This window comes from Halomonas sp. E19, assembly GCF_052439355.1.
GTDB lineage: Bacteria > Pseudomonadota > Gammaproteobacteria > Pseudomonadales > Halomonadaceae > Halomonas.
In genome coordinates this window covers 1,063,146-1,085,556 of sequence record NZ_JBNFWU010000001.1, presented here as the reverse complement: position 1 = coordinate 1,085,556, position 22,411 = coordinate 1,063,146, and the positions used below count along the sequence as shown (strand labels likewise).

The window sequence follows — 22,411 nt, the reverse complement described above, 5'->3', positions numbered from 1 at the left end:
CTCAGCCCCAGCCGCCCCTGGATATCCGGGACGTGCTGTTCACTGAGTTCATCGTGCAATAACCGGGCGCTCTGGCCACATGTCTCAAGACGATCTGCTGTCACAGGATGAGATCGACGCCCTGCTCAAGGGCGTCAGCGGCGACGACGAACCCGCTGCGCGCAGCGACGACGAGGTCCGCATCCGTCCCTACGACCCGGCGACGCAGCACCGCGTGGTACGCGAACGCCTGCAGGCGCTGGATATCATCAACGAGCGCTTTGCGCGCCATTTCCGCACCGGGCTGTTCAACCTGCTGCGGCGCAGCGCGGACATCACCGTCGACTCGGTGCGCTACCAGAGCTACAGCGACTTCTCGCGCAACGTGCCGGTGCCGACCAACATCAACATCATCGCCATGAAGCCGCTGCGCGGCTCGGCGCTGATCGTGTTTCCGCCCAACCTGGTGTTCATGGTGGTGGATAACCTGTTCGGCGGCGACGGCCGCTTCCTGACCAAGTCGGAAGGGCGCGAGTTCACCAACACCGAACAGCGCATCATCCAGCGTCTGCTGAACCTGGCGATCGACGCCTACGAGGAGTCGTGGAAGTCGGTCTACCCGCTGGAGATGCACTACCTGCGTTCGGAGATGCAGTCGAAGTTCGCCAACATCACCAACTCGCCCAACGAGATCGTGGTGAACACAAACTTCAACATCGAGGTCGGGAATCTTTCCAGCAGCTTCCAGATCTGCATTCCCTACTCGATGATCGAGCCGCTGCGCGACCTGCTGGCCAACCCGCTCAACGAAGGACGCCAGGAGCAGGACGGCGCCTGGTCGAAGCGAATGGCCGGGGAACTGCGTCATTCCGAGGTGGAGCTGATCGCCAAGTTCGCCGACATCCCCAGCCGCATTGCCCATGTGATGGCGCTGAAGGTCGGCGACGTGCTGCCGCTGGAGCTTCCCGACACCGTGGTCGCCAGCGTCGACGGCGTGCCGGTGATGGAGTGCGACTACGGCAGCCAGCATGACCTACGCGCCCTGCGCGTCATCCGCATCATCGACCACGGGGCCCAGACCCCGGCTCCCCAGGATGCCTTCATCAAGGGCGCTGCACCTCAAGCCAAGGATTCCAAGCATGACTGATCCCAAGAAACCCGATCAGAACGTTTCCGACGACGACTGGGCCGCCGCCATGTCGGAACAGGGCAACAGCGAGCCGCCTGCCGAGGACGATCCCTGGGCCGAGGCCATGGCCGAACAGCAGGCCGCCACGGGTGCCACGGGCGACGACGATCCTTGGGCCGAAGCGCTGGCCGAGCAGGAGGCCATGGAAGCCGCATCGCAGGAGGCGCTGCGCCCCAGCGCGCCCGCTCCTGCCGCCCAGTCGGCCGGCGAGCGCATCTTCCGCCCCTCGACAAGGGCGCGGGCAGCGCCGCACCGCGTGATCTCGACATGATCATGGACATCCCGGTCAAGCTGACCGTGGAGCTCGGCCGCACCCGGCTCACCATCAAGCAGCTGCTCGAGCTGACCCAGGGCTCGGTGATCGAACTCGACGGCCTGGCCGGCGAGCCGATGGATATCCTGATCAACGGCTACCTGATTGCCCAGGGTGAGGTGGTGGTGGTCGAGGACAAATACGGCATTCGCATCACCGAGATCATCACCCCTCCGAGCGGGTGCAGAAACTCAACCGATGAGCGAGACGACCTCCCCCGGCGCCAGCGCCAGCGGGCTCGAAAGCCTGGCGGTGGGCAGCGACGCCCTGGTGGGCCTGGCCACGCTGGGCAAGACGGCGGCCGCGCTGGCCCTGGTGCTGGCAATCATCTTCGCCTGCAGCGCGCTGCTCCGGCGCTGGGGGCCGCAGCGTCGCGCCGCCGGTGGCCAGCTGCAGGTCGTCGCCAGCACGGCCATCGGCAGCCGCGAGCGCGTGGTGGTGGTGGAGATCGCTAACACCTGGCTGGTACTCGGCGTGGGCGGCGGCCAGGTCAGCAAGCTGCATGAACTGCCGGCCCCGGCGCAACCGGAAGCCACCGCACCCGGCGCCACGGGGAAGGCGAGCGCTTCGCCGCCCGCTTCGCCCGTGCGCTCAAGCACAATGCCGGTCTCGGCGGCCCCGACCGGGGCACGCCATGATTCGCAGCTCACTTGTCCGGCACCGCTGGCGCTGCCTGTCCTATTGGCAATGCTAGGCCTTGCCCTGCTGCCGCTGGAGGCCTTCGCCCAGCAGATCCCCGGTATTGTCAGCCAGCCGCTGGACAACGGCGGCCAGCAGTGGTCGATCCAGCTGCAGACCCTGCTGCTGCTCAGCGCCATGGCGTTCCTGCCGGCGGCGCTGCTGATGATGACCGGCTTCACCCGCATCATCATCGTGCTCAGCCTGCTGCGCACGGCCATCGGCACCCAGTCCACGCCGCCCAACCAGGTGATGCTGGGGCTGGCGCTGTTTCTCACCTTCTTCGTCATGTCGCCGGTGTTCGCCATGGTCTACGAAACGGCCTGGGTGCCGCTGTCCGCGGAGGAGATCGGCTTCGAGGAGTTTCTGCAGATCGCCCAGGGGCCGTTCCGCGAGTTCATGCTGGCCCAGACCCGCGAGCCCGACCTGGCGCTGTTCGCCAGGCTGGGCGACGTGGGCCCCATGCAGGGACCGGAAGACGTGCCGCTGCGCATCCTGGTCCCGGCATTCGTTACCAGCGAGCTGAAGACCGCGTTCCAGATCGGCTTCACCATCTTCATTCCGTTCCTGATCATCGACCTGGTGGTGGCCAGCACGCTGATGTCGCTCGGCATGATGATGGTGCCCCCGGCCACCATCTCCCTGCCCTTCAAGCTGATGCTGTTCGTGCTGGTCGACGGCTGGCAGCTGGTCATCGGCTCGCTGGCGGAAAGCTTCTTCATTTAACGTTTGGCCGTCGCCCCGTTGCGCCGGCAAGGAGTCACGATGACACCGGAAATGGTCATGGGCATCGCCTACCAGGGCATGCGCGTCACCCTGTTCCTGGCCGGCCCGCTGCTGATCACGGCCCTGCTGACGGGCCTCACCGTCAGCCTGTTCCAGGCCGCCACTCAGATCAACGAGATGACGCTCTCCTTCATTCCCAAGATCCTGGGGGTCTTCACAGTGCTGGTGCTGGCCGGCCCTGGCTGTTGAAGCTGATCGTCGACTTCACGCGCAATCTCTTCACCAGCATTCCCAGCATGTTGATGTGAGCCGGCCATGGTCGAGGTGACCTTCGCCCAACTGCAAGGCTGGCTGGTCGTGTTGCTGTGGCCCTTCGTGCGCATCACCTCCTTCTTTGTCGCCTCGCCGCTGTGGGGACACTCCAGCGTGCCGAATCAGGTCAAGATCGGCCTGGCCTTCCTTATGACGCTGGTGCTGGTCCCCGTGCTGCCCGCCATGCCCGAGGTGCCGATCATGTCCTGGGCGAGCCTGGGGCTGATGGTGGAGCAGATGCTGATCGGCATCGCCATCGGCCTGGTCATGCACGTGGTTTTCGCGGTGGTACAGGCCGCAGGGGAATTCATCGGCCTGCAGATGGGTCTGGCCTTCGCCACCTTCTTCGACCCGGGAAGCGGCACCAACACCATGATTCTGTCGCGGGTGTTCTTCATGATCACCCTGCTGATGTTCGTGGCCCTGGGCGGCCACCTGATGGTACTCGAGGCGCTCGCCAGCAGCTTCTTCAGCCTGCCGGTGGGCATCGGCGCCTTCAATCCCACCGCCTTCGAGATGCTGGTGCGCTACGGCGGCACCATCTTCGTGGCCGGCATGTCGCTGGCGCTGCCGCTGGTGGGTTCGCTGCTGATCATCAACCTGGCCATGGGTATTCTCAACCGCTCGGCGCCGCAGCTCACGGTTTTCAACATCGGTTTCCCGACGTCGCTCACCGTCGGCCTGGTGCTGCTGATGGTGCTGATGACCGACATGTCGCGCTTCCTGCAGCGCCTGTTCAGCAACGGCATCCAGTTCATGTATTCGCTGATCGATGCCTTGGCACCGCTGCCCCCTTAAATTAAAAAAACCGCTCCGGCGAACCGGAGCGGTAAAAGACCGTGCCTCGACTGCTTTGCACGGCCTGCAGGGACCAAGACAGACTCAAATAAAACGACGGTTTTACGTGCGATCACGACTTACATGAAGTTGAACAGCGACAGACCCTTCACGTCGACGAAGGCCTTCTGCGCCGCCTGCAGCCCAACCTGGCGCAGGCTGTATTCGGCGATGGCCTTGCTGTAGTCGAGATCGACCAGGTCGGAGAGCGTCTGTTCGTAGTTCATCATGCGATTGCTGGAAACGGCATCGACCACGTCGAGTTCGTTGAGGCGTGCGCCCATGGAGGCACGCACGGTCAGGACGTTATCGAGGCTGTTGTCGAGCTCGCGCATCACCGTGTTGATAGTGTTGCGAAAGTGGGCGCGATTCTCGGCCGTGCCCTCCTGATCGAGTTCCAGCAAGTCGATGGCGTCCTTCAAGGACTTGAACAGGTCCTGGTTGGCATTGCTGTCGTTGGCCGGGCGCAGCTGGAGCTGGTCGCCATCGGCGGGCGTCCCTTCCAGGGTGATGCTCACGCCACCGAAGCTGACGGTCTTGCCTGAAACATAGGGTTCGTCATAGATCTGGCTCGTTGGATCGTCGGGGTTGGCCACCCGGACCCGCATGGTGATCTCGCCATCCTCTTCGACTTCCACGAAAGTCACGGTAAACGGCTTGCCGAAATGCTCGGCATTGGGGTCGACGCGGTTCGGGCCACCGGTAAAGGAGACAGAGCCCGCATTGGCGAAGAAGCCGTCTTGCACACCGAGGCTACCAGCGGCTGGAGCTGGGTCAGCCAACACGGAACGCTCCGCCCGCGCCACGTAGCCTGCGCCGGACGGCACGCTTTGGAAGATGACCTTGCCGTTGTCGGCCACCGGCATCAGCCGCGAGGCGTCGATCCGCTGTTCGCGGGTGTTGGCATCGCCGATGTAGTCGACACCCGAGACACCGGTGCCCGAGGTGCGAGCAAAGGGCGGGGAGTTGTCCTGGAAGCCGCCGAACAGGTAGCGACCGTTGCCGTCGGTGGCGTTGGCCTGGCCGATCAGCGTCTCGTAGATGCCGCGCAGCTCGGAGGCCACCGACTGGCGATCCACGTCGCTCAGGGTATCGCTCGCCGCCTGTACCAGCAGCGTCTTGGCGCTGGTGATGCCGTCGGCCACACTGTTGAGCACGCTTTCGGCCTGGGCTAGGGAGTTGCGGGCGGAGATACGCGCGTCGCTGAACTGCTGGGTGACCGCCTTGGCCTGGGAGACGCCCACCGCACGCGACGCCGCCTGGGGGTCATCGGAGGGGTTCACCACGCGCCGGCCGCTGGCGATCTGCTGGCCGACCTTGAGGAAATCGCCCTGCTGGCGGTTCATGGCGGCCACGCTCTGGTCGAACATGGTTACGGTGCTGATACGCATCGTCTAACTCTCCCAGAAATCAGTTGCGCAGGCCGAGGATGGTGTCGAATACCGAGGAGGCGGTATCGATCACCCGGGCGTTGGCCATGTAGAACTGCTGATAGCGAATCAGGTTGGCCGCTTCCTCGTCCAGGTTCACGCCAGACTCGGACTGCTGTACGGCCTTGAGCTGGTCGGTCAGCCCCTGGCGGGCATCGAGGTTGACCTTGACGATATTGGCACGGTTACCGACATCGCTGACCATGCCACCATAGGCCTGGCTGAACGAGGCACGGCCACCCACCAGGGCCTGGCTCTGCAGGTTCTGCAGTGCCAAGGCGTTGCGGTTGTTACCCGTCCCGGTATCGCCAAGCGAGATCGCAAGTGAGGCTGACTGTCCAGCCTGCGGCAGCTTGCCCAGGGTAAAGCTGACGCCACCTATGGTCAGCCTATCGCCTTCTTTCAGCTCATCGGCAGCGGTCAGGGCAGTACCGTCTCGCATCAGGCTCATGCCATCTGGCAGGCCGTCTGACAAGGTAAAGGTGCCGTCTGACTTAACTTCCAGCCTGATTCCCCTGGGGAATATCTTCACGCGGCGAAGTGTCGGTTCGTACATTCGTGATGGCCAGCGTTCCGCTAGTCTCGACGAGGGAAGCCGCTGCAATCTTGTCCAGGTCACGAACCTGGGTTTCGAAATTGGCCGCCACCCGGCGCAGCGGCTGCACCTCGTAGCGATTGCCGTCTGCGGGCAACTTGTCGAAGCTCAGCGTCATGCCGCCAAAGCTCAAGGTGAACGCATCCTCATCCCACTTGACCTCACTTGCCGGCAGCGCCTGGTTGCTATCCTTGCGCGTGATCTGCGGCTGGCCATCCTGGAAACGGATGGTGTAGTCGGTGGCGCGCAGCTGATCGATATTGGCCGAATCGAAGCTTGCCGCCACGATCTCCGCGTCATTGGTATTGCGCGGGTAGGAGTAGGCTTGCGGTTGACCGATCTTGAAGAAATCGCCGCCCTGGTTGCCATCCAGGTCCTGGCCCAGGCGGTGCTGCTCGTTGAAGCCGACCGCCAGCGATACGGCGAGCTGACCGATCTGGTTCTGGGTCTTGTCCAGCGTCTCGGTACGGAAGGTCATCAGGCCGCCAAGGGTGCCGCCCTTGATGGTACTTTCCGACAGCGCCACGATATTGCCGCCGGAATCGCGATAGCCCAAGACGACTCGCTGGGGATCATGCGGCGCCTCGATGGCCTCGAGCTTGTAGGCGTTGGTTCCCGACACCAGCGGCTGTCCATTGGGCAGGCTGATGTTGTAGCTCTTGCCGTCCTGGATATCCAGGCGAATATCCATGCGCTGGCTCAGCTCGGCGACCAGCTGGTCACGCTGGTTAAGCAGGCTGTTGGGCGCCTCGCCGCTGCGCGCGCGCGCCAGCGCGATCTCGCGGTTGAGGGTCGCGAGCTGTTCGGTGAGGTTGTTGACCTGGACGACCTCATCGCGGATCTGGCCGTTGATGCCCACCTGCATGTCCTGCAGGTAGCCGTCGAAGGCGCGAAACTGTGCCGTCAGGGTATCGGCAGTGCCGAGCAGGCCCTGGCGCGCGGCCGGATCGGACGGCGCACCGGCAAGGTCCTGCAGCGACGAGAAGAAGTTCTGCATCAGCGGCGACAGGCCGGCGCTCCGGTCGGCCAGCAGGTTGTCGATCTGACTGATCTGGTTCTCGTAGGCCCGCAGGGCGCTGGACGCGCTGGTGGCGGCGTTGAGCTGCGAGGCCACGAACTGGTTGAACTGGCGCTGCACCGCATTGACCTGCACCCCGGCATCGGCACGACTCTGGCCGAGAAGCGTCAGCTCGCGATTGTAGCCGGGCGTATAGACGTTGCTGATGTTGTTGCTGGTGGTATTCAGCGCGTTCTGGGCGGCATTCAGGCCGCTCAGGCCGACGGAGAAAATGGTGCTCATGATGTCGTTTCCTTTCGCCTATGCCCGCTATATCGGCCTGAAATTCGAAAGCTTTAGCTGCCTTGGAGAAACTGCCTCGGAGAGTTCAGTAGCTGAAGAACACTAGCGAGTCGCGTGCCCGCATCGGCCCCATGCTATTCATCACGGCGATCAATTTGTCCGCATAGGCCGGGTCGGTGGCGTAGCCTCCCGCCTGCAGCGCCCTGGCGGCCTGCGCGGCATCCCCGGCGGTGGTCACCGCGGCATAGCGCGGGTTGTTGCCGATCAGCCGGGCGTAGTCGGTGAAGGCCTCCTCGAAGGAGCCGTAGACGCGGAAGGTATCGACCATCCGCGTGCGCCGCCCGTTGATGTATTCATGGGTCGTGACATCGGTGGTACGCCCCTGCCAGCTGCTGCCCGCCTTGATGCCGAACAGGTTGTAGCTGTTGCTGCCGTCCGCGGTGGGAATCTCGTGGCGCCCCCAGCCGGTTTCCAGCGCTGCCTGGGCCAGGATCAGCTCGGCCGGCACGCCCGTGCGCCGGCTGGCGGCCTGGGCGGGCGCCGAAAGTCGCTCCATAAAGCGCTGCACGTGCTCGCCCGCAGGCACACCGGCGCGAGTTTCCCGCACCGGAGGCGTCGGGCGATTCTCGCTGCTGGGCGGTGGGCTTGCCGCCGCCGGCAGCTTGGCGTCCAGCGCCGCCATGAAGCCGCCTCGTACGGCTTCCAGCTCATCGAGGAAGCTCGCCGGCAGCGCCACGGGCTCGGCGGCGCCTTGTTGGCTGGCGACGCCGTCTTCGGTCATCGGCTTGTCGCCGTCGGGCTCGGGCTGCAGTGCATCCCTCAACACGCGAGGCGTGCCGCGGGGAATGCCTGCGATGAGTTCGGAAAGCTCAGCATCGGCGACGGCCGATCGCGCCGGCGCAACACCGAGCTGTTTCTCCAGCTGCGCGACGAGGTGGTCGGCCAGGCCGATGCCGCGCCCGGCCATGGTCTGCGCCCACTGCTGGTCGAGCATGGACTGGTAGAAGTCGCCCTGCTGGCTGTCGAGCAGCCCGCCGGAGGGGATGGTGTCGCGCATGCTCTTGAGCATCATCTGCAGGAATAGCGCTTCGAACTGCTGCGCGGCTCCGCGCAGGCCGGCCGCCTCATCCTGCCTGGCGGTATGCTTGAGCCGCTCGAGCCCCTGCACGTCCATGGCCAGTTGGCTGCTCATATTCTGAATGGCCATCAGATGATCTCCAGGTCGGCGCGCAGCGACCCGGCCGCCTTCAGTGCTTCAAGGATCGCCATCAGATCGCTGGGCGTGGCGCCAAGCGCGTTGAGGGCATTGACGACGTCCACCAGGTTGGCGCCTTCGACGATCTGCAGGTAGGCATCCTGCTCCTGCAGGGTGATACCTGTTTCCGGCACCACCACGGTGGTGCCCTCGCCGAAGGGCGACGGCTGGCTGACCAGGAAACGCGTATCGATGATGATCGAGAGGTTGCCATGAGCCACCGCGGCACGCCGCAGGGTGACCGCGCTGTTCATGACCACCGAGCCGGTGCGGGCGTTGAACACCACCTTCGCCGGCGCCTCGGTCGGCGTGACGCGAATGTTCTCCACCTGGGCCATGAAGTTGACCCGAGAGTTGGCATTCGTGGGGCCATCCAGCGCAATCACGCGGCCATCGCGGGCCGCTGCCACCGGACGCCCGAACTCGGCGTTGATCGCACTGACCACGCGCTGCGCGGTCCCGAAGTCGGCCTGCTTGAGTTCTAGCTCCAACAGCCCTCCGTGCAGGCCGAGATCCAGCTGGACCTCGCGCTCGACCATGGCGCCACCGGGAATGCGTCCCCCTGCCAGCTGGTTCACCTGCACCTGGGCGCCGCCCGCCGCCGCCCCGGCACCGCCTACCAGCAGGTTGCCCTGGGCAATGGCATAGGTTTCGCCATCCGCCCCTTTCAAGGGGGTCATCAGCAGCGTGCCGCCGCGCAGGCTGCGGGCATTGCCGATGGAGGAAACGTTGATGTCCAGGCGCTGGCCAGGCCGCGAGAACGGCGGCAGGTCGGCCGTGACCATCACCGCCGCCACGTTACGCAGCTGCATGTTGGTGCCTGGCGGGACGGTGATGCCGAGCTGCGACAGCATGTTGGTGAGGCTCTGCCCGGTAAAGGGCGCCTGCATGGTCTGGTCGCCGGTGCCATCGAGGCCCACCACCAGGCCATAGCCGACCAGCACGTTGTCGCGCACGCCGGCGAAGGTGGCGATTTCCCGGATGCGTTCGGCCTGCGCCGGCAGCGCGACCAGGCAGAGCAAGGCAAGCGTGAGCCATCTTGCCGCCGTAGCGTGAAAACGCTTGGCGCTGGATAAGGAATGAGTCGTCATGACCGCCTCGCTAACTCGTCGCATCAGAAAGGCGAAACGTTGAGGAAGAAACGCTGCAACCAGCCCATGTGTTGCGCCTCGCTGATATAGCCGTTGCCTACGTATTCGATCCGGGCGTCTGCCACTGCCGTGGAAGGAACGGTGTTCTGGCCGGTGATGGTGCGCGGGTTGACCACGCCGGAAAAGCGGATGAACTCTACGCCCTGATTGATGGCGATCTGTTTTTCGCCGCGCACCCGCAGGTTGCCGTTGTACATCACCTCGAGCACCGACACGGTGATGGTACCGGTGAAGCTGTTACTGGCCTGGGAGCCTCCGCCGCCGGCAAAGTCGCTGTTGCCGGAGAGATTGCCGGACAGGTCGATGCCCCGTTCGGCCAGGCGATCGAGCACATCGGGCAGCGCTGAAATATCGAGCCCCGCCGAACCGCTGCGGTTCATGTTCGACTGTGCGTTCTTGCTGGCGCTGACCTGCTCGTCGAGCACGATAGTCAGGATATCGCCCACCATGCGCGGGCGACGATCTTCGAACAGCGGCTGTACGCCACGATGGGCCTGGTAGATGGAGCCGTTGGCCAGCCGCGGCGGCGGCTCGGCGATGGTGATCTGCTCCTGCTCGCCGACCACGGAAGCGCGCGGCACCTGGGCGCAGCCACCCAATACCAGCGCCAGAACGGCAAGTAGCACCATGGCCAAACGCGTCGTCATGCTCGTACCTTTCATTCTCACTCGCTTTCGGCCTTGCTCCGCCCCGAACGGGCGGAAAGGCGTCTCATCAGAGCTGGCTCAAACGCGCCAGCATTTCGTCGCTGGTCTGCACCGCCCGGCTGTTGATCTCGTAGGCGCGCTGGGTCTGGATCATGCTGACCATCTCCTCCACCACGTTGACGTTGGAGGTCTCGACATACCCCTGGAACAGTCGCCCGGCACCGTTCATGCCTGGCATGGTCTCGTTGCGCGGTCCGGACGCCGTGGTTTCCAGATAGAGGTTGCCACCGATGCTCTCGAGCCCGGTCGAGTTGACGAAGGTGGAGAGAGATCTGCCCTACTTCCAGCGCCTGGGTCACGCCGGGCTGGGTGACCGACACAGTGCCGTCCTCGCCGATGGAGATCGACAGGGCGTTGTCGGGAATGATGATGGCCGGCTCCAGGGGATAGCCATTGGCGGTCACCATTTGGCCGTTCTCATTGAGCTGGAAGCTGCCGTCGCGGGTATACGCCGTGGAGCCGTCGGGCATCAGCACCTGAAAGAAGCCGTTGCCGTTGATGGCCAGGTCTCGGGAATTCTGGGTATGTTCCAGACCGCCCTGGGTGTGCAGGCGCTCGGTGGCCACCGGGCGCACGCCGGTACCCACCTGCAGGCCGGAAGGCAGGCGATTCTGCACATCGTTCTGCGCACCGGGTTGGCGCAGGTTCTGGTACAGCAGGTCTTCGAATACCGCCCGCGAGCGCTTGAAGCCGTTGGTGCTGACGTTGGCCAGGTTGTTGGAGATGACGTCCAGCTTCACCTGCTGGGATTCGAGCCCCGTCTTGGCGGTCCAAAGCGATTTGATCATGGTGGTTCCTCAGCTTACGGGCGTCAGCCTCGTCAGCCCTGTAGAGAGAGCAAGTTGTTGGCCCGCTGGGCGTTCTCGTCAGCCGTGCTGATCACTTTCATCTGCATTTCGTAGCGCCTGGCCACGTCGATCATGGCGACCATGGCCTCGACCGCGCTGACGTTGCTGCCTTCCAGGGCGCCGCTCACCACGCCGGCGTCGTCATCGGCCGCCAGCGCCTGAGCTTCGCCCTCGTCGTTCAAGGGCATGCGGAACAGGCCGTCGTCACCGCGCTGCAGGGCCTGGGGCGGCGTGACCAGCTTGAGCCTTCCCACGTCGACCAGCGCCTCGGGGCCTTCCCCTCCCCGATGGCGCTGAGCGTGCCGTCGGCACCGATGGTAACGCTCGACCCCAGCGGCACTATGAGCGGGCCACCCTCACCAATCACCGGCCGACCCAGCACCGTGACCAGGCCATCGGGTCCGACTTCGAGATCGCCGCGTCGGGTGTAGGCTTCGCTGCCGTCGGCGGCCTGAATGGCAAGCCAGGCGTCGCCCATCAGGGCGACGTCCAGCTCACGGCCGGTACGATTGATGGGCCCCGGGCTGAAGTCGCTGCCCGGCGTGGTAGCCGCCACGGAGACGCGAGTCGCCAGCGCGCCGTCGCCCTGTACCGGCACGGCGCGCATGGCATGCAGTTGGGCGCGAAAGCCGCTGGTGGAGACGTTGGCCAGGTTGTGGCTTACCACCGCCTGCTGGTCCATCGTCTGCTTGGCGCCGCTCATGGCGGTATAGAGAATGCGGTCCATGACTCGACTCCCCTGACGCTAGTCAGTAGCGCTTAGCGCAGGTTGATGGCGGTTTGCAGGAGTTCGTCCTGGGTCTTGATGGTCTGCGAGTTGGCCTGGTAGGCCCGCTGCGCCACGATCATGTCGACCAGCTCACGGGCCATGTCCACGTTGGAGGTTTCCACCGCGCCGGAGACGATACCGCCCAGCAGGCCGGTGCCCGGCGCGCCAACCAGCTCCTGGCCGGATTCGGCAGACGCACGCCAGACGTTGTCGCCAGCCGGGGCCAGGCCTTCGGGGTTACGGAAGCTGGCCAGGGCAATCTGGCCGGCGGGGCGCGACTGCTCGTTGGAGTAGTTGCGCATGATGGTGCCATCATCAGTGATGACGATGCCGACCAAGGTGCCGGAGGTATAGCCGTTTTGGGTCAGCTGGCTGACCGTGGAGGTGTTACCAAACTGAGTGGTACCCGCAAGGTCGAGGTTGAACTCAAGATTATTCGCCCCCCGCCAAGATAATCCGCCGCAACGAAGGTAATATTTTCAAAGACATTGTTAGCAGGTTCTATCAGCTGGCCGTTGGGATTAAACCGAAGCGTAAATCCCTGCGGAACTTGCTTGTCATCAACTATTACGGGATCGCCATCAGCATCCCTTTCGACAAGAGCCTTTCCATCAAGCGTCATCTTAGCCGTCCACTGATTGGCATCAGTCTTCTCGTAGTAGACGGTTATATTGCGAGGGTTACCCAGTGAGTCGTAAACGGTGAAGTTGTTTGAATAGTGATAGTCAATGGTTAGCGGGCCACCATTCGCATCACGGGCTTCGACAGAGCTCATATCTTCAGAGCCCGGCAACTTGCGCGCATCCAAGTTGATCGTCGTCCCGACCCGGGTGGTCGCGCTGGCTGCCAGCTCTTCGGCAGAGACATTCAACGGCACCGGCTGACCGCCCACCTGCACCTGACCGGCAGCGTTCAGGCCGTAGCCCATGATCTGGAAGCCCTGGGAGTTTACCAGGTCGCCGTTGGCCTTCATGGTGAGCTGACCGTTACGGGAATAGACCACCTCACCGCTGTTATCCATGAAGCGGAAGAAACCGCTGCCGGCAACGGCCAGATCCAGGTTGCGGTTGGTGGATTCGATGTTCCCTTCACTGAAGTTCTGCAGCACGGAGGCTACCCGCGTACCCAGCCCCACCTTGGAGTTGGCGAAAACGTCGGAAAACTGGACGCTGGAGCCCTTGAAGCCGACCGTCTGGGAGTTGGCGATGTTGTTGCCGATCGCGCCCAGTTTCTGAGCCTGGGAATTCAGGCCGCTCAATGCTTGCGAAAAACTCATGTTCGTTCCTCTGCCTGCCGGCTAATTTGCCGCTATGCGCGGTTCTCTTATGCTGTGTCGGCGCCTTGTCGGCGCCACCGTTCAAAGAATCTGCTTCACCTGGTCGAGCCCGACCTGGCCGTAGATCGCGCCCAGGTCCAGCTTCACGCCGCCATTCTTGTCCGGCGGGGTCACGCCGCCCACCAGGGCATAGTTGAGTGTGGAACCGGCCAGGGTGCGCTCGCCGCTGGTGGCCTCCACACGCACGCGGTAGCTGCCGGCCACCGCAGCTTCGCCTTCACTGGTGCGGCCGTCCCACACGAAGGACTCCACGCCGGCCTTGACCGGGCCGATATCGTAGCGATTGATGACCTGGCCGCTGGCGTTGGTGATCACCACGCGCACGTTGTCGGCCGACTGCCCCAGCTCGATCCCGAACGGCGTGGTGTGCAGCGCACCATCCTCGCCGTGCTCGAGCAGAACGCGATCACCCGGCACCAGCACGCCCTTGCCGATCAGGCCGGTTGCCTGCAGCGCCTGGCCGGCGTGCATCTGGGCAGTGATATCCTGCAGCGTGCGGTTGAGCTGCTCGATCCCGCTGACGGTGTTGATCTGCGCCAGCTGGGAGGTCATCTCATGGTTTTCCATGGGATTGAGCGGGTCCTGGTGCTTCATCTGCGTGATCAGCAGGGTCATGAAGTTGTCGCGCAGCTCGGCGGACTGGCTGGCGTCACGCGGCGAGGGGCCGCCGGCGTTCATGCGCGAGATGACGTTGGCATCGATAGCGGTGGGCATGGCGTCAACCCTCGCCCAAGGTGAGCGTCTTGAGCATCATCTGCTTGCTGGTGTTCATCACCTCGACGTTGGCCTGGTAGGAGCGCGACGCCGAGATCATGTTGACCATTTCATGCACCGGTTCGACATTGGGCATGGCCACGTAGCCTTCGTCGTTGGCCAGCGGATGTTCAGGGCGGTACTCCAGGCGCAGGGGCGAGGGTCTTCCACCACTTGGCGCACGCCCACCCCACCGATGCCATGGCGCCCCTGCAGGCGCGCCTCGAACAGCACCTGCTTGGCGCGATAGGCTTCGCCGTCCGGGCCTGCCACGCTGTCGGCGTTGGCCAGGTTGCTGGCGGTGACGTTCATGCGCTGGGACTGGGCACTCATGGCCGAGCCGGCGATATCGAAAACAGAAAACATGGACATTGGGAAAGCTCCTGAGTGTCCCGGCGGCTTACTCGGACTGCATGGCGTTCTTCAGCCCCTGGATGCGGCTGTTGATGATGGTCAGCGCGGCCTGGTAGCGCACGGCATTGTCGGCGAAGGCGGTGCGCTCGCGATCCATGTCGACGGTATTGCCATCGAGGCTGGGCTGGGCGGGAACCCGATAGAGCAGGTCACGCCCCGGCGCCGAAAAGGCCTGCCCGGCAAGGTGACGATCGGCAGTGCGCGCCAGGGCCAGGCCGCCCCCGGAGGAGCGCCCCCGTGCTCCACCGCCTTCTTGAGCTCGCTGGCAAAGTCGAAGTCGCGCGCCTTGTAGTTCGGCGTATCGGCGTTGGCGATGTTGCTGGCCAGCACCTTGTGCCGCTCTTGGCGCAGGCCAAGCGCCTGCTGATGGTAATTAAAGGCGGCTTCGAGCTGGTCGATCATGCCGGCACTCCCGTTGCGTACCTGGTTTAGAACATGCGGAACTTGTTGAGGTTGGAGAATAGCCAGGGCGGTGTCACCTCAATGGCAAGAACAGCCCGCGTTTCCTCATCCATTTCACCTATTTCACCCTTGGCGCCAGGGCTAGAATGCCTCTACATCCCTACACGAGCCGGTCGATATGCTGCGCCGCCGCCCACGCCCTGTTGCTGCCCGCCGCCCGGCTGCCGCCCTGCTGGCCCTGGCCCTTTTCGCCTGCCTGCCCCCGGCCGGCGCGCTGGCAGACGACGCCGCCCTGCTCGACGTCGTGCAGCGCTTCCTTCATCAGCAGGCGAAACCGCTGGGGGAGGAAATCATCATCGAGGTGCGCCCCACCTCGGCGGTCATGCCCGCCTGCGAATTTCCCCAGCCGTTCCTGACCCGCGAAGGCGAACCTGCGCTTGGGCGCGTGTCAGTCGGCGTGCGCTGCGGCAGCGACGGGCGCCAGGTGCGCTACCTGCAAGCGGAAGTGGGCGTGATCGGCGACTACCCGGTGCTGGCGACATCGCTCGCTGCCGGCGATAGCGTGCAGCCCCACCATCTCGAAAGCCGCCGGGGCAATCTCGCCGCGCTGCCCAGCCGCACGCTGCTGGACTCCGCAGAGATCGTCGGCCAGGTGCTGACACGCCCGCTAGGTGCCGGCCAAACCCTGCAGGCACATCACCTGCGTGCCCTGCCCCTGGTGGAGCGCAACCAAAGGGTGGTGGTGGAGGCCCACGGCAGCGGTTTTCGGATCGCCCGTGAGGGGCAGGCGCTTGAACCGGGCGGGATGGGCGATCGCGTACGCGTGCGCTTCGATTCGCGCGAAATGGTCACGGCGCGGGTGATCGGCCAAGGTCTGCTCGCCGTGGACTTCTGAACCGGCCTGAGGCACCCTGGCGACACGCCGAGAGCCCTGACCGGCAGGGTGCCCGACGCTTTGGCACCGCACTGCCTAAAGTTCCGTCTGGCACTGCCGATAGTAGGAGAAAGCCCGCTCATGAGGCCCCTATTGTGAAGATCAATAACCAGAACCCCTTAACGCGCCCGCTGCCGTCGACCCAGCGCGACGACGCCCAGCCAGTCAAGGGAGCAACACCCGCCTCGCAGCAGGATGCCGGCCCTGCGGCCAAGACGCACCTGCGCCAGACGGCGGCCGATGCCTCCCGCGACATCGACATGAACCGGGTGGAAGAGATCCGCGAAGCCATTCGGGAAGGCCGCCTCGACATTCGCGCCGAGCGGATTGCCGACGGCCTGATCCAGTCGCTGCTGGACGAGCAAGGTAAGCCATGAGCCTGGCGCGGCTGCTGCAGGATCAACGCCGGCGTCTCACGCGGATCATCGAGCTGCTGGAGCGCGAGCGTGAACAGCTGGTGCAGGCCGAACTCAACGGCCAGGTGCTGGGCGAGCTTGCCGAACGCAAGCAGCACTACTTGAGCGAGCTGGAATCTTGCGAAGCCCTGCGCCTTAGCGTGCAGCGCCGCCTGGGCTACGCCGAGGATGCCCAGGGTGCGCGCCAGGCCGCCGCGGATGCCGGCTGTCAGGACGCCTGGGAGGCCACGCTGGAACTGACCCGGAAAGCACAGCGATTGAACGAGCGCAACGGCGCCTTGGTCGGGCTGCGCATGGAGCAGAACACCCGGCTGCTGGGCTTCATCCATCAGGCCGCCGAGAAGACCCTCTACGGCGCCAGCGGCCGCGTCGCGGCGCAGCCGGGACGCCTCAACGCGCAGGTCTGATTCTTTCTCCCTTTTCCATTTCCCTTTCCCCCGCCCCTTTTCTTTTCTGCCTCATGCCCGGTGGCCACCTGCAGTGGCCACGGAGACCCGCACGCTGGCTTGCCGCAGCGTATATCACGGCACCCGCCGCGCCCTTTCACCTTGCTTCCTGACTAACCTACTGGTCGCAACGGCTGGACTCGGGCTCCGCCAGGCATACCGCATTGCGCCCACTGGCCTTGGCCAGGTAGCACGCTTCATCGGCTCGTGCCAGCACCGTTTCGATGGCCTGATCACCCTCCTGCATGGCCGTGACGCCCATGCTAAGCGAGATGTGATAGGTCTCGCCTTCATGCGACACCGTCACCTCCGATACCGCACGACGCAGGGATTCGGCGATCTCCCTTGCCTGCTGAAGGGTGCAGCTCGGCAGCAGCACGGCAAATTCGTCGCCGCCCTGGCGAGCCACATGGTCGCTGCGCCGCACCTCCCAGGCCACCACCTGCGCCACGCGACGCAGCATCTCGTCGCCCAGCGCATGCCCGCCCTTGTCGTTGATGGGTTTGAAGTGGTCAAGATCGAACAGAATGAGCACCGAGGGGGTACCGGTCTTGGCATATTCCGCCAGCGCCTCTTCCAGGCGACGCTCGAAGCCACGCCGGTTGAGCAACCCGGTAAGCGGGTCGTGCTCCGCCTCCCAGCGCTGCAGCGCCTCCTGCTGCCGACGTTCGGTAATATCCTTGACCATACCCACGAAGCCCAGCGGCTGGTCGTTGCCACGCACCTGGCTGGCATGCACTTCGAGCCACAGGGTGTCGCCGCCGGGATGCTGGTAGCGCAGCTGGCGAATGAAGTCGCTGCCGGTATTCAGGGAATGGCTCCACAGGTCGCGGGTGCCTTCCTGATCCAGCGGATGAATGCGCCCCCACCAGTCGTTGGTGCTGCGGAGCGCATCGAGCCCCAGCAGCTCCAGCAGCGCCGGGTTCAGGTAATTCAACCGCCCCTGCAGGTCCGCCACGAACATGCCCAGCGGGGTCGACCCCAGCACGGCATCCAGGAAGGCCTGGCGGTCGCGAAGATGCTCCAGGGCTGCCAAACGCTCGTGCTCCAGCCGGTTGAAGCTGCTGGCGACCTGGCGCAGCTCATGCATGTTGGTGAAGAGTTCCAGATAGTGGCGCTCGCCTGCGCCCACCTGCGCGATCTGACGTTCCAGCCTCCGCAACGGCCGCAGCAGCCGAGTGACCAGCCAACGCATAGTCACCAGCAGCAAGAGGGCCAGCGCCAGCCAAGCCCACCACAGCTTGCGCAGGTAGTCCGCCAGCGGGGCATGGACCTGGCTCTGGGGCAGCGATACCTTCACCACCCAGTTGGCCGGCCAGATCTGGCGATAGGCCACCAGCGCCGGCTCCCCATCGGGAAGCAACGAGAAGGCTTCACCCTGCCAGCCGTCCAGGGCCAACGCCAGCGAATCCGACTGACCCGGCGGCACGCCTGACTGACGCAGACGGCGCGGTTGAAAGAGCTGACGGCCGGAGGCCGTCCATACCGTGACATGGCCGTTCTCGCCCAGACGAATCTCCTCCAGCCGACGAAACAGCCCACCCTGGCTGAGGTTGAGCATGCCGCCCACCACGCCGGCAAACCGGCCTTCGTCGGTCCAGCGCGGCACCAGCATCAGCACCAGGGAATCGCCAGAGGCCCGGCCAACGAAGGGCTCACTGACATAGGGCCACGGCGAGCGGCTGACCAGGCGGAAGTACTCCGTCTCCGCGACATCCAAGCCGACCCGTTCTGGCACGACCGGCCAGTCGGCCACTATGCTGCCCTGTGCGTCCGTCACCATCAGCCCATCGAACCACTCGAGCAGCAAGTGCCCGTCCTCTAGCGCTCCGGCCGCTTGGCCCGCATCAGCATTGCGCAGGTGCCTTTCCAGGCGCTGCAGGGTACTAAAACGCCGGTTGAGCTGTGCCGTCAGGTCATCGGCGATCAAGCTCGACTCATAGCGCAGGTGAGCGAGGTTCACCTCATCGACCAGCCCCTTTCCGAAGCTCCACGACAGCATCAAGAGCATGCTGACAATGACCAGCCAGGTCATGGCCAGGCCAGCCAGAAGCCGCCCTTGCAGCGAAAACAGTGCGCGCGAGAACAGTGCCATGCGAGCCGAAAGATGCAACGAATTCCCCTCAATCATCCAGGCCAGAGCAAATCTTGCCGGGGCGACCCGGCTAGCTTCTTGCCACTGCAGCGCCGCTGCCAGACAAGAGAGGCGTGTTCTCGCAATATCGGCCATGGTGTAAAGAACTTGAGCTGCCACGAAACGTCTCAAGGAGGAGCGCGCGAGCCGGCTGCCAACACGCAAGAAAAGCCGCTGGCATTAGCGAAATGGCGCTAAAGTCCATGCATTGCAGGTCGATATTCACCTCAACCACGTCCGCGGCAGTGAGACGCGGCCTCCTCGGCCATAGGAAAGATTACCCAGCCCATGACGCACCAAGGCAGACGCCCCCGGGCAACGAGCTCCGCGACCTGGCCCTGCATCCGGCACGGCTGGTGCTGAATGCCTTCGAGCACAGCCAGATCGGCATGGCCATCACCGACGCAAGCGGAACCATCGTGCTGGCCAACGAGGCCTTCGACCGCCTGGCGGGCTGTTCTCGCGGTGAAACCACCGGCTGGGCCGTGTCGCGTTTCTTCGCCTTGCTGCGTTCATCGGCTCAACCCGGCGAGGAGACCGCCCCGACCGGTTCATGGCAGCAGGAAATGCTGTGCCGGCGTGAAAGTGGCGAATCGCTGCCCGTCCTGATGACCGTCGACAGCCTGCCCGTCAGCGGGTCGACGGGGCTCTTCCTGCGCACCTTCGTGACCCTGGCATCGGACAGCGGCCCCTGTTCCGTGAGCGCCACTGGGTTCACATCGACCCGACCACCGGCCTACCCAACTGGCTGCTGCTGCGCGACCGGCTCAACCATGGTCTGGCTCAGGCGGAACGCTCAGACTGCGCGTTGGCGCTGCTGTTCATCGACATTGACGACTTCAAGGCAATCAACCAGACCCATGGCTATGCAGCTGGCGACAAGGCGCTGGGCGAGCTGGCCCAGCGCATGCAAAAACGCTGCGCAGCAAGGACACCCTGGCCCGGCTGGCCAGCGACCAGTTTGTCGTTCTGCTGGAGAAAGAGGGCACGGCCGAAACCGCTCAGATCGTGGCCGAACGCCTGCAAGAGGCCTTGGAGCCTCCCTTTGTCAGTGAAGATCGCTACCTGCTGTTGACCGTATCGATCGGTATCGCCCTCTACCCCTATGATGCGCAGGAGGGGAAGCGCTCATCGATGCGGCCCGCAGCGCCATGTACAGCGCCCGTCACCAGGGGCCGGGACGCCTGGCCTTCGTCGATCATCACCTCACGTCCCAGCTCGAGGCGAACTATCGCCTGGAAAACCAGCTGCGCGAAGCGCTGCTGCTGCCGGAGCAGCATGTCACACTGCGCTTCCAGCCCGAGCTGGACATGGCCAGCGGCAAGTGCACCGGGCTCGAGGCGGTGCTGGCCTGGCGTGACCCCCAGCGCTGGCCCGGCCCGCCCATGGAGCAGATGGACACCATCACCCGCCTCGGGCTTGGCACTCGCCTCAAGCGCTGGGCAATCCAGGCCACACTCGATCGCCGCAGCGCATGGCGCCAGGCCGGTTCTGCCCTGGCGGACCTGCCGGTAACCATTCCCCTGTGCGGCTCGCACCTGACCAATGAGCCGTTCGATCACCGGCCGCTGGACCAGTTCCTGCGCGACCTGACGGCAGAACCCTTCGACTGGCTGATGCTGAAGCTGCCTGCCCGCTCTTTGGGTGAGAACCTTCACGCCTCGCTGCATTTGTTCAAGCGGCTGGAACGGCTCGGCATCGGCATCGTCGTGGACGAGATGGGTCAAGGTCCTTGGAACTGGCCTGGCTGGCGCGCCTGCCGGTGCGCAAGGCCATGATCCCGAGTGCACTGAGGGCGAATGGCGAAACCGACCGCAGCCTGCTGGAAGGCCTATGCCGGCTTCTCGAGTCACTGCACATCGAACCGGTACTGACGGGCATAGACGATGAACCAGCCCTCGCTCTGATAAGTCAACTCGGTATCCGCAAGGCGCTGGGGCTCCACCTTTGCCCGCCGCTGCCTGCCGAGGCGCTGGCAACGTGGCTTGAAGGGCACCCTGCCACCTCGCCATAAGGCCCCAGCCCATTCCGGCCAGGCGGCGAGCTGGGCCGGTACCCGAGGAGTTTCAGGAAAGCGCGGCGGATAAGCACCCAGGTAGGCATGTGCCGCCCTGAGTACACGCACGTCGTCATGCTTGCCACCGGCCAGCTGAAAGCCGATCGGCAGCCCGGCTCGGGTGAAACCACAGGGCACCGAGGCAGCCGGCTGCTGGCTGAGATTGAACGGATAGGAGAACGGCGACCACTCCTCCCAGTCACGCATGCCGCTGCCTGGCGGCACATCGTGATGGAGCGGGAACGGAGGCACCGCCACCGAAGGCGTCATGACCAGATGGTAACGCTGGTTGAAGTGCTCAAGCCGCTCGGTCAGCCTGGCACGCGCCTCGATGGCATAGAACATGTCGAGCGCGCTCATCCGCTCGGCGCGCATGGCATCCGCCACCATTCCCGGGTCCAGGCGCTGCCGGTCGCGTTCGTCATGCTCACGATAGACGGCCAGCGATGCGGTGAACCAGATAGTGTTGAAGACCTCGATGGGCGAGCCGAGATCGAGCTCGACCTCTTCGACCACCGCGCCAAGCGACGCTAGGTGCCGAGCGGCCTGTTCGACGCCATGGGCGATCTCGGGGTCGACCACGCCTCGCCCAAGCGTCGGGGCGAAGGCAATCGTCAGGCCGTCAAGGCCGCGCTCCAGGTCCTGCCCCCAGTCGTCGGGCTGGCCGCGCAGCGCGTAGGGATCGCGGTAATCGTAGCGGCCCATTACGTTGAGCATGCGCGCCGCATCCGGCACCGTGCGCGTCAAGGGCCCCAGGTGGGAGAGCGTAGCTGCCTTTGAACGCGGCCACTCGGGCACCCAGCCGAAGGTCGGCTTGAAGCCGAAGGTGCCCGTGAATGCCGCTGGAATGCGGATCGATCCGCCTGAATCGCCGCCTTGGTGCAACACCCCCATGTTCAGCGCAGCGGCCACCGCCGCCCCGCCGGAAGAACCTCCCGGCGTGAGACGGGTATCCCACGGGTTGGCGGTGGCGCCGAAGACCTGATTGTCGGTAATGGCCTTCCAGCCAAACTCCGGCGTGTTGGTCTTGCCAAGGAAGACCGCACCCGCCTCACGCAGCATGCGTGCCGGAGGGGCGTCATGGCGGCACGGCTCGCTAGAGCGGGTCAGTGACCCCTTGCTGGCGGGCATGCCCGCCGCTTCGGTCAAGTCCTTCAGCGAGACCGGTATCCCGTCGATCTCGCTCAGCGGCCTGCCTTGTTGCCAGCGCCGCTCGGACGCCGCTGCCGCCGCCTCGGCCCCCTCATGATCGACAAACACGTAGGCATTGACCGCCCCGTTGAAGCGCTCGATGCGCTCCAGCGCCGCCCTTGTCGCTTCACGCGGCGAGGCACGCCCCGCTTCATACAATGCCTTGAGCTGGCCCGCATCCATGTTGCCCAGATCCGTGTCGCTCACAAGAGTCTCCTTTCTCGCGTCAAGGCTACCAAG

Annotated in this window: 14 protein-coding genes and 11 pseudogenes; 12 read left to right on the top strand and 13 right to left on the bottom strand. The window is 64.7% G+C overall.

Annotated elements, in window-relative coordinates; genetic code table 11:
• Window positions 1–79: 79 nt before the first annotated feature.
• From fliM to fliR, 6 genes and pseudogenes are all read left to right on the top strand, one after another.
• Complete coding sequence (gene fliM, locus ACUDAL_RS05785) at window positions 80–1,126, top strand: flagellar motor switch protein FliM (RefSeq protein WP_444677445.1); 1,047 nt, start codon at window positions 80–82, stop codon at window positions 1,124–1,126.
• Window positions 1,119–1,683: pseudogene (gene fliN, locus ACUDAL_RS05780) on the top strand (flagellar motor switch protein FliN). The gene fliM and the pseudogene fliN overlap by 8 nt, the downstream one beginning before the upstream one ends.
• Window positions 1,680–1,967: pseudogene (gene fliO, locus ACUDAL_RS05775) on the top strand (flagellar biosynthetic protein FliO); the annotation flags it as partial. The pseudogenes fliN and fliO, both read left to right, overlap by 4 nt.
• Window positions 1,968–2,168: 201 nt before the next feature.
• Window positions 2,169–2,885 (top strand): flagellar type III secretion system pore protein FliP, encoded by a 717-nt coding sequence (fliP, locus tag ACUDAL_RS05770; RefSeq protein ID WP_444679320.1) that lies wholly within the window; start codon window positions 2,169–2,171, stop codon window positions 2,883–2,885.
• A 39-nt stretch (window positions 2,886–2,924) separates the two neighbouring features.
• Window positions 2,925–3,193, top strand: a pseudogene (gene fliQ, locus ACUDAL_RS05765) (flagellar biosynthesis protein FliQ).
• Between the two features lie 7 nt (window positions 3,194–3,200).
• Entirely contained in the window at window positions 3,201–3,995 is a 795-nt protein-coding gene (fliR, locus tag ACUDAL_RS05760; protein ID WP_444677444.1) for a flagellar biosynthetic protein FliR, read from the top strand.
• A gap of 119 nt (window positions 3,996–4,114) precedes the next feature.
• Here the strand turns inward: fliR and flgL are convergent, their stop codons facing one another.
• The 11 genes and pseudogenes from flgL to flgB form a co-directional block, all read right to left on the bottom strand.
• Window positions 4,115–5,425 carry a flagellar hook-associated protein FlgL gene (flgL, locus tag ACUDAL_RS05755; protein ID WP_444677443.1) on the bottom strand — a complete coding sequence of 437 codons (1,311 nt, stop codon included), beginning with the start codon at window positions 5,423–5,425 and terminating at the stop codon, window positions 4,115–4,117.
• Window positions 5,426–5,444: 19 nt separating this feature from the next.
• Window positions 5,445–7,359 (bottom strand): annotated as a pseudogene (gene flgK / locus ACUDAL_RS05750) (flagellar hook-associated protein FlgK).
• 85 nt (window positions 7,360–7,444) lie between these two features.
• A complete protein-coding gene (gene flgJ / locus ACUDAL_RS05745) occupies window positions 7,445–8,566 on the bottom strand; it encodes a flagellar assembly peptidoglycan hydrolase FlgJ (RefSeq protein WP_444677442.1) in 1,122 nt (373 codons plus the stop codon).
• Window positions 8,566–9,705: a flagellar basal body P-ring protein FlgI gene (locus tag ACUDAL_RS05740; protein ID WP_444677441.1), complete on the bottom strand. Its 1,140-nt coding sequence runs from the start codon at window positions 9,703–9,705 to the stop codon at window positions 8,566–8,568. Before ACUDAL_RS05740 ends, flgJ begins: the two co-directional genes overlap by 1 nt.
• 23 nt (window positions 9,706–9,728) lie before the next feature.
• Entirely contained in the window at window positions 9,729–10,412 is a 684-nt protein-coding gene (locus ACUDAL_RS05735; RefSeq protein WP_444677440.1) for a flagellar basal body L-ring protein FlgH, read from the bottom strand.
• A 67-nt stretch (window positions 10,413–10,479) separates the two neighbouring features.
• A pseudogene (gene flgG / locus ACUDAL_RS05730) lies at window positions 10,480–11,260 on the bottom strand (flagellar basal-body rod protein FlgG).
• A 32-nt stretch (window positions 11,261–11,292) separates the two neighbouring features.
• Window positions 11,293–12,047, bottom strand: a pseudogene (locus ACUDAL_RS05725) (flagellar basal body rod protein FlgF).
• Window positions 12,048–12,079: 32 nt separating this feature from the next.
• Window positions 12,080–13,365: pseudogene (gene flgE / locus ACUDAL_RS05720) on the bottom strand (flagellar hook protein FlgE).
• Window positions 13,366–13,446: 81 nt separating this feature from the next.
• The gene (locus ACUDAL_RS05715) at window positions 13,447–14,139 is read right to left on the bottom strand and encodes a flagellar hook assembly protein FlgD (RefSeq protein ID WP_444677439.1); all 693 of its coding nucleotides are present in this window, start codon (window positions 14,137–14,139) and stop codon (window positions 13,447–13,449) included.
• A 4-nt stretch (window positions 14,140–14,143) separates the two neighbouring features.
• Window positions 14,144–14,550 (bottom strand): annotated as a pseudogene (flgC, locus tag ACUDAL_RS05710) (flagellar basal body rod protein FlgC).
• A 28-nt stretch (window positions 14,551–14,578) separates the two neighbouring features.
• Window positions 14,579–14,994: pseudogene (gene flgB, locus ACUDAL_RS05705) on the bottom strand (flagellar basal body rod protein FlgB).
• 178 nt (window positions 14,995–15,172) lie between these two features.
• Between flgB and flgA the strand changes: the two are divergent.
• The 3 genes from flgA (at window position 15,173) to ACUDAL_RS05690 (ending at window position 16,751) form a co-directional block, all read left to right on the top strand.
• Window positions 15,173–15,889, top strand: coding sequence for a flagellar basal body P-ring formation chaperone FlgA (gene flgA, locus ACUDAL_RS05700; RefSeq protein WP_444677438.1), 717 nt, complete (start codon window positions 15,173–15,175; stop codon window positions 15,887–15,889).
• A 134-nt stretch (window positions 15,890–16,023) separates the two neighbouring features.
• The gene (gene flgM, locus ACUDAL_RS05695) at window positions 16,024–16,305 is read left to right on the top strand and encodes a flagellar biosynthesis anti-sigma factor FlgM (RefSeq protein WP_444677437.1); all 282 of its coding nucleotides are present in this window, start codon (window positions 16,024–16,026) and stop codon (window positions 16,303–16,305) included.
• A complete protein-coding gene (locus ACUDAL_RS05690) occupies window positions 16,302–16,751 on the top strand; it encodes a flagella synthesis protein FlgN (protein WP_444677436.1) in 450 nt (149 codons plus the stop codon). The genes flgM and ACUDAL_RS05690 overlap by 4 nt, the downstream gene beginning before the upstream one ends.
• A 157-nt stretch (window positions 16,752–16,908) precedes the next feature.
• Here ACUDAL_RS05690 and ACUDAL_RS05685 read toward each other — a convergent pair whose 3' ends face one another.
• Window positions 16,909–18,885, bottom strand: coding sequence for a sensor domain-containing diguanylate cyclase (locus ACUDAL_RS05685; RefSeq protein WP_444677435.1), 1,977 nt, complete (start codon window positions 18,883–18,885; stop codon window positions 16,909–16,911).
• A gap of 227 nt (window positions 18,886–19,112) precedes the next feature.
• On the opposite strand from ACUDAL_RS05685, the pseudogene ACUDAL_RS05680 reads away from it, so the two are divergent.
• From ACUDAL_RS05680 to ACUDAL_RS05670, 3 genes and pseudogenes are all read left to right on the top strand, one after another.
• A pseudogene (locus tag ACUDAL_RS05680) lies at window positions 19,113–19,541 on the top strand (PAS domain-containing protein); the annotation flags it as partial.
• Window positions 19,517–20,031, top strand: a pseudogene (locus tag ACUDAL_RS05675) (GGDEF domain-containing protein); the annotation flags it as partial. The pseudogenes ACUDAL_RS05680 and ACUDAL_RS05675, both read left to right, overlap by 25 nt.
• Window positions 20,032–20,075: 44 nt before the next feature.
• The gene (locus ACUDAL_RS05670) at window positions 20,076–20,702 is read left to right on the top strand and encodes an EAL domain-containing protein (protein WP_444677434.1); all 627 of its coding nucleotides are present in this window, start codon (window positions 20,076–20,078) and stop codon (window positions 20,700–20,702) included.
• A 71-nt stretch (window positions 20,703–20,773) separates the two neighbouring features.
• Here the strand turns inward: ACUDAL_RS05670 and ACUDAL_RS05665 are convergent, their stop codons facing one another.
• The gene (locus ACUDAL_RS05665) at window positions 20,774–22,378 is read right to left on the bottom strand and encodes an amidase (RefSeq protein ID WP_444677433.1); all 1,605 of its coding nucleotides are present in this window, start codon (window positions 22,376–22,378) and stop codon (window positions 20,774–20,776) included.
• Window positions 22,379–22,411: the final 33 nt, after the last annotated feature.

What these genes read in the sequence shown, in the direction of transcription:
- fliM (WP_444677445.1), top strand. Translation starts at nt 80, where the DNA reads ATGTCTCAAGACGATCTGCTGTCACAGGATGAGATCGACGCCCTGCTC.
- fliP (WP_444679320.1), top strand. Translation starts at nt 2,169, where the DNA reads ATGCTAGGCCTTGCCCTGCTGCCGCTGGAGGCCTTCGCCCAGCAGATC.
- fliR (WP_444677444.1), top strand. Translation starts at nt 3,201, where the DNA reads ATGGTCGAGGTGACCTTCGCCCAACTGCAAGGCTGGCTGGTCGTGTTG.
- flgL (WP_444677443.1), bottom strand. Translation starts at nt 5,425, where the DNA reads ATGCGTATCAGCACCGTAACCATGTTCGACCAGAGCGTGGCCGCCATG.
- flgJ (WP_444677442.1), bottom strand. Translation starts at nt 8,566, where the DNA reads ATGGCCATTCAGAATATGAGCAGCCAACTGGCCATGGACGTGCAGGGG.
- ACUDAL_RS05740 (WP_444677441.1), bottom strand. Translation starts at nt 9,705, where the DNA reads ATGACGACTCATTCCTTATCCAGCGCCAAGCGTTTTCACGCTACGGCG.
- ACUDAL_RS05735 (WP_444677440.1), bottom strand. Translation starts at nt 10,412, where the DNA reads ATGACGACGCGTTTGGCCATGGTGCTACTTGCCGTTCTGGCGCTGGTA.
- ACUDAL_RS05715 (WP_444677439.1), bottom strand. Translation starts at nt 14,139, where the DNA reads ATGCCCACCGCTATCGATGCCAACGTCATCTCGCGCATGAACGCCGGC.
- flgA (WP_444677438.1), top strand. Translation starts at nt 15,173, where the DNA reads ATGCTGCGCCGCCGCCCACGCCCTGTTGCTGCCCGCCGCCCGGCTGCC.
- ACUDAL_RS05690 (WP_444677436.1), top strand. Translation starts at nt 16,302, where the DNA reads ATGAGCCTGGCGCGGCTGCTGCAGGATCAACGCCGGCGTCTCACGCGG.
- ACUDAL_RS05685 (WP_444677435.1), bottom strand. Translation starts at nt 18,885, where the DNA reads ATGGCACTGTTCTCGCGCGCACTGTTTTCGCTGCAAGGGCGGCTTCTG.
- ACUDAL_RS05670 (WP_444677434.1), top strand. Translation starts at nt 20,076, where the DNA reads ATGTACAGCGCCCGTCACCAGGGGCCGGGACGCCTGGCCTTCGTCGAT.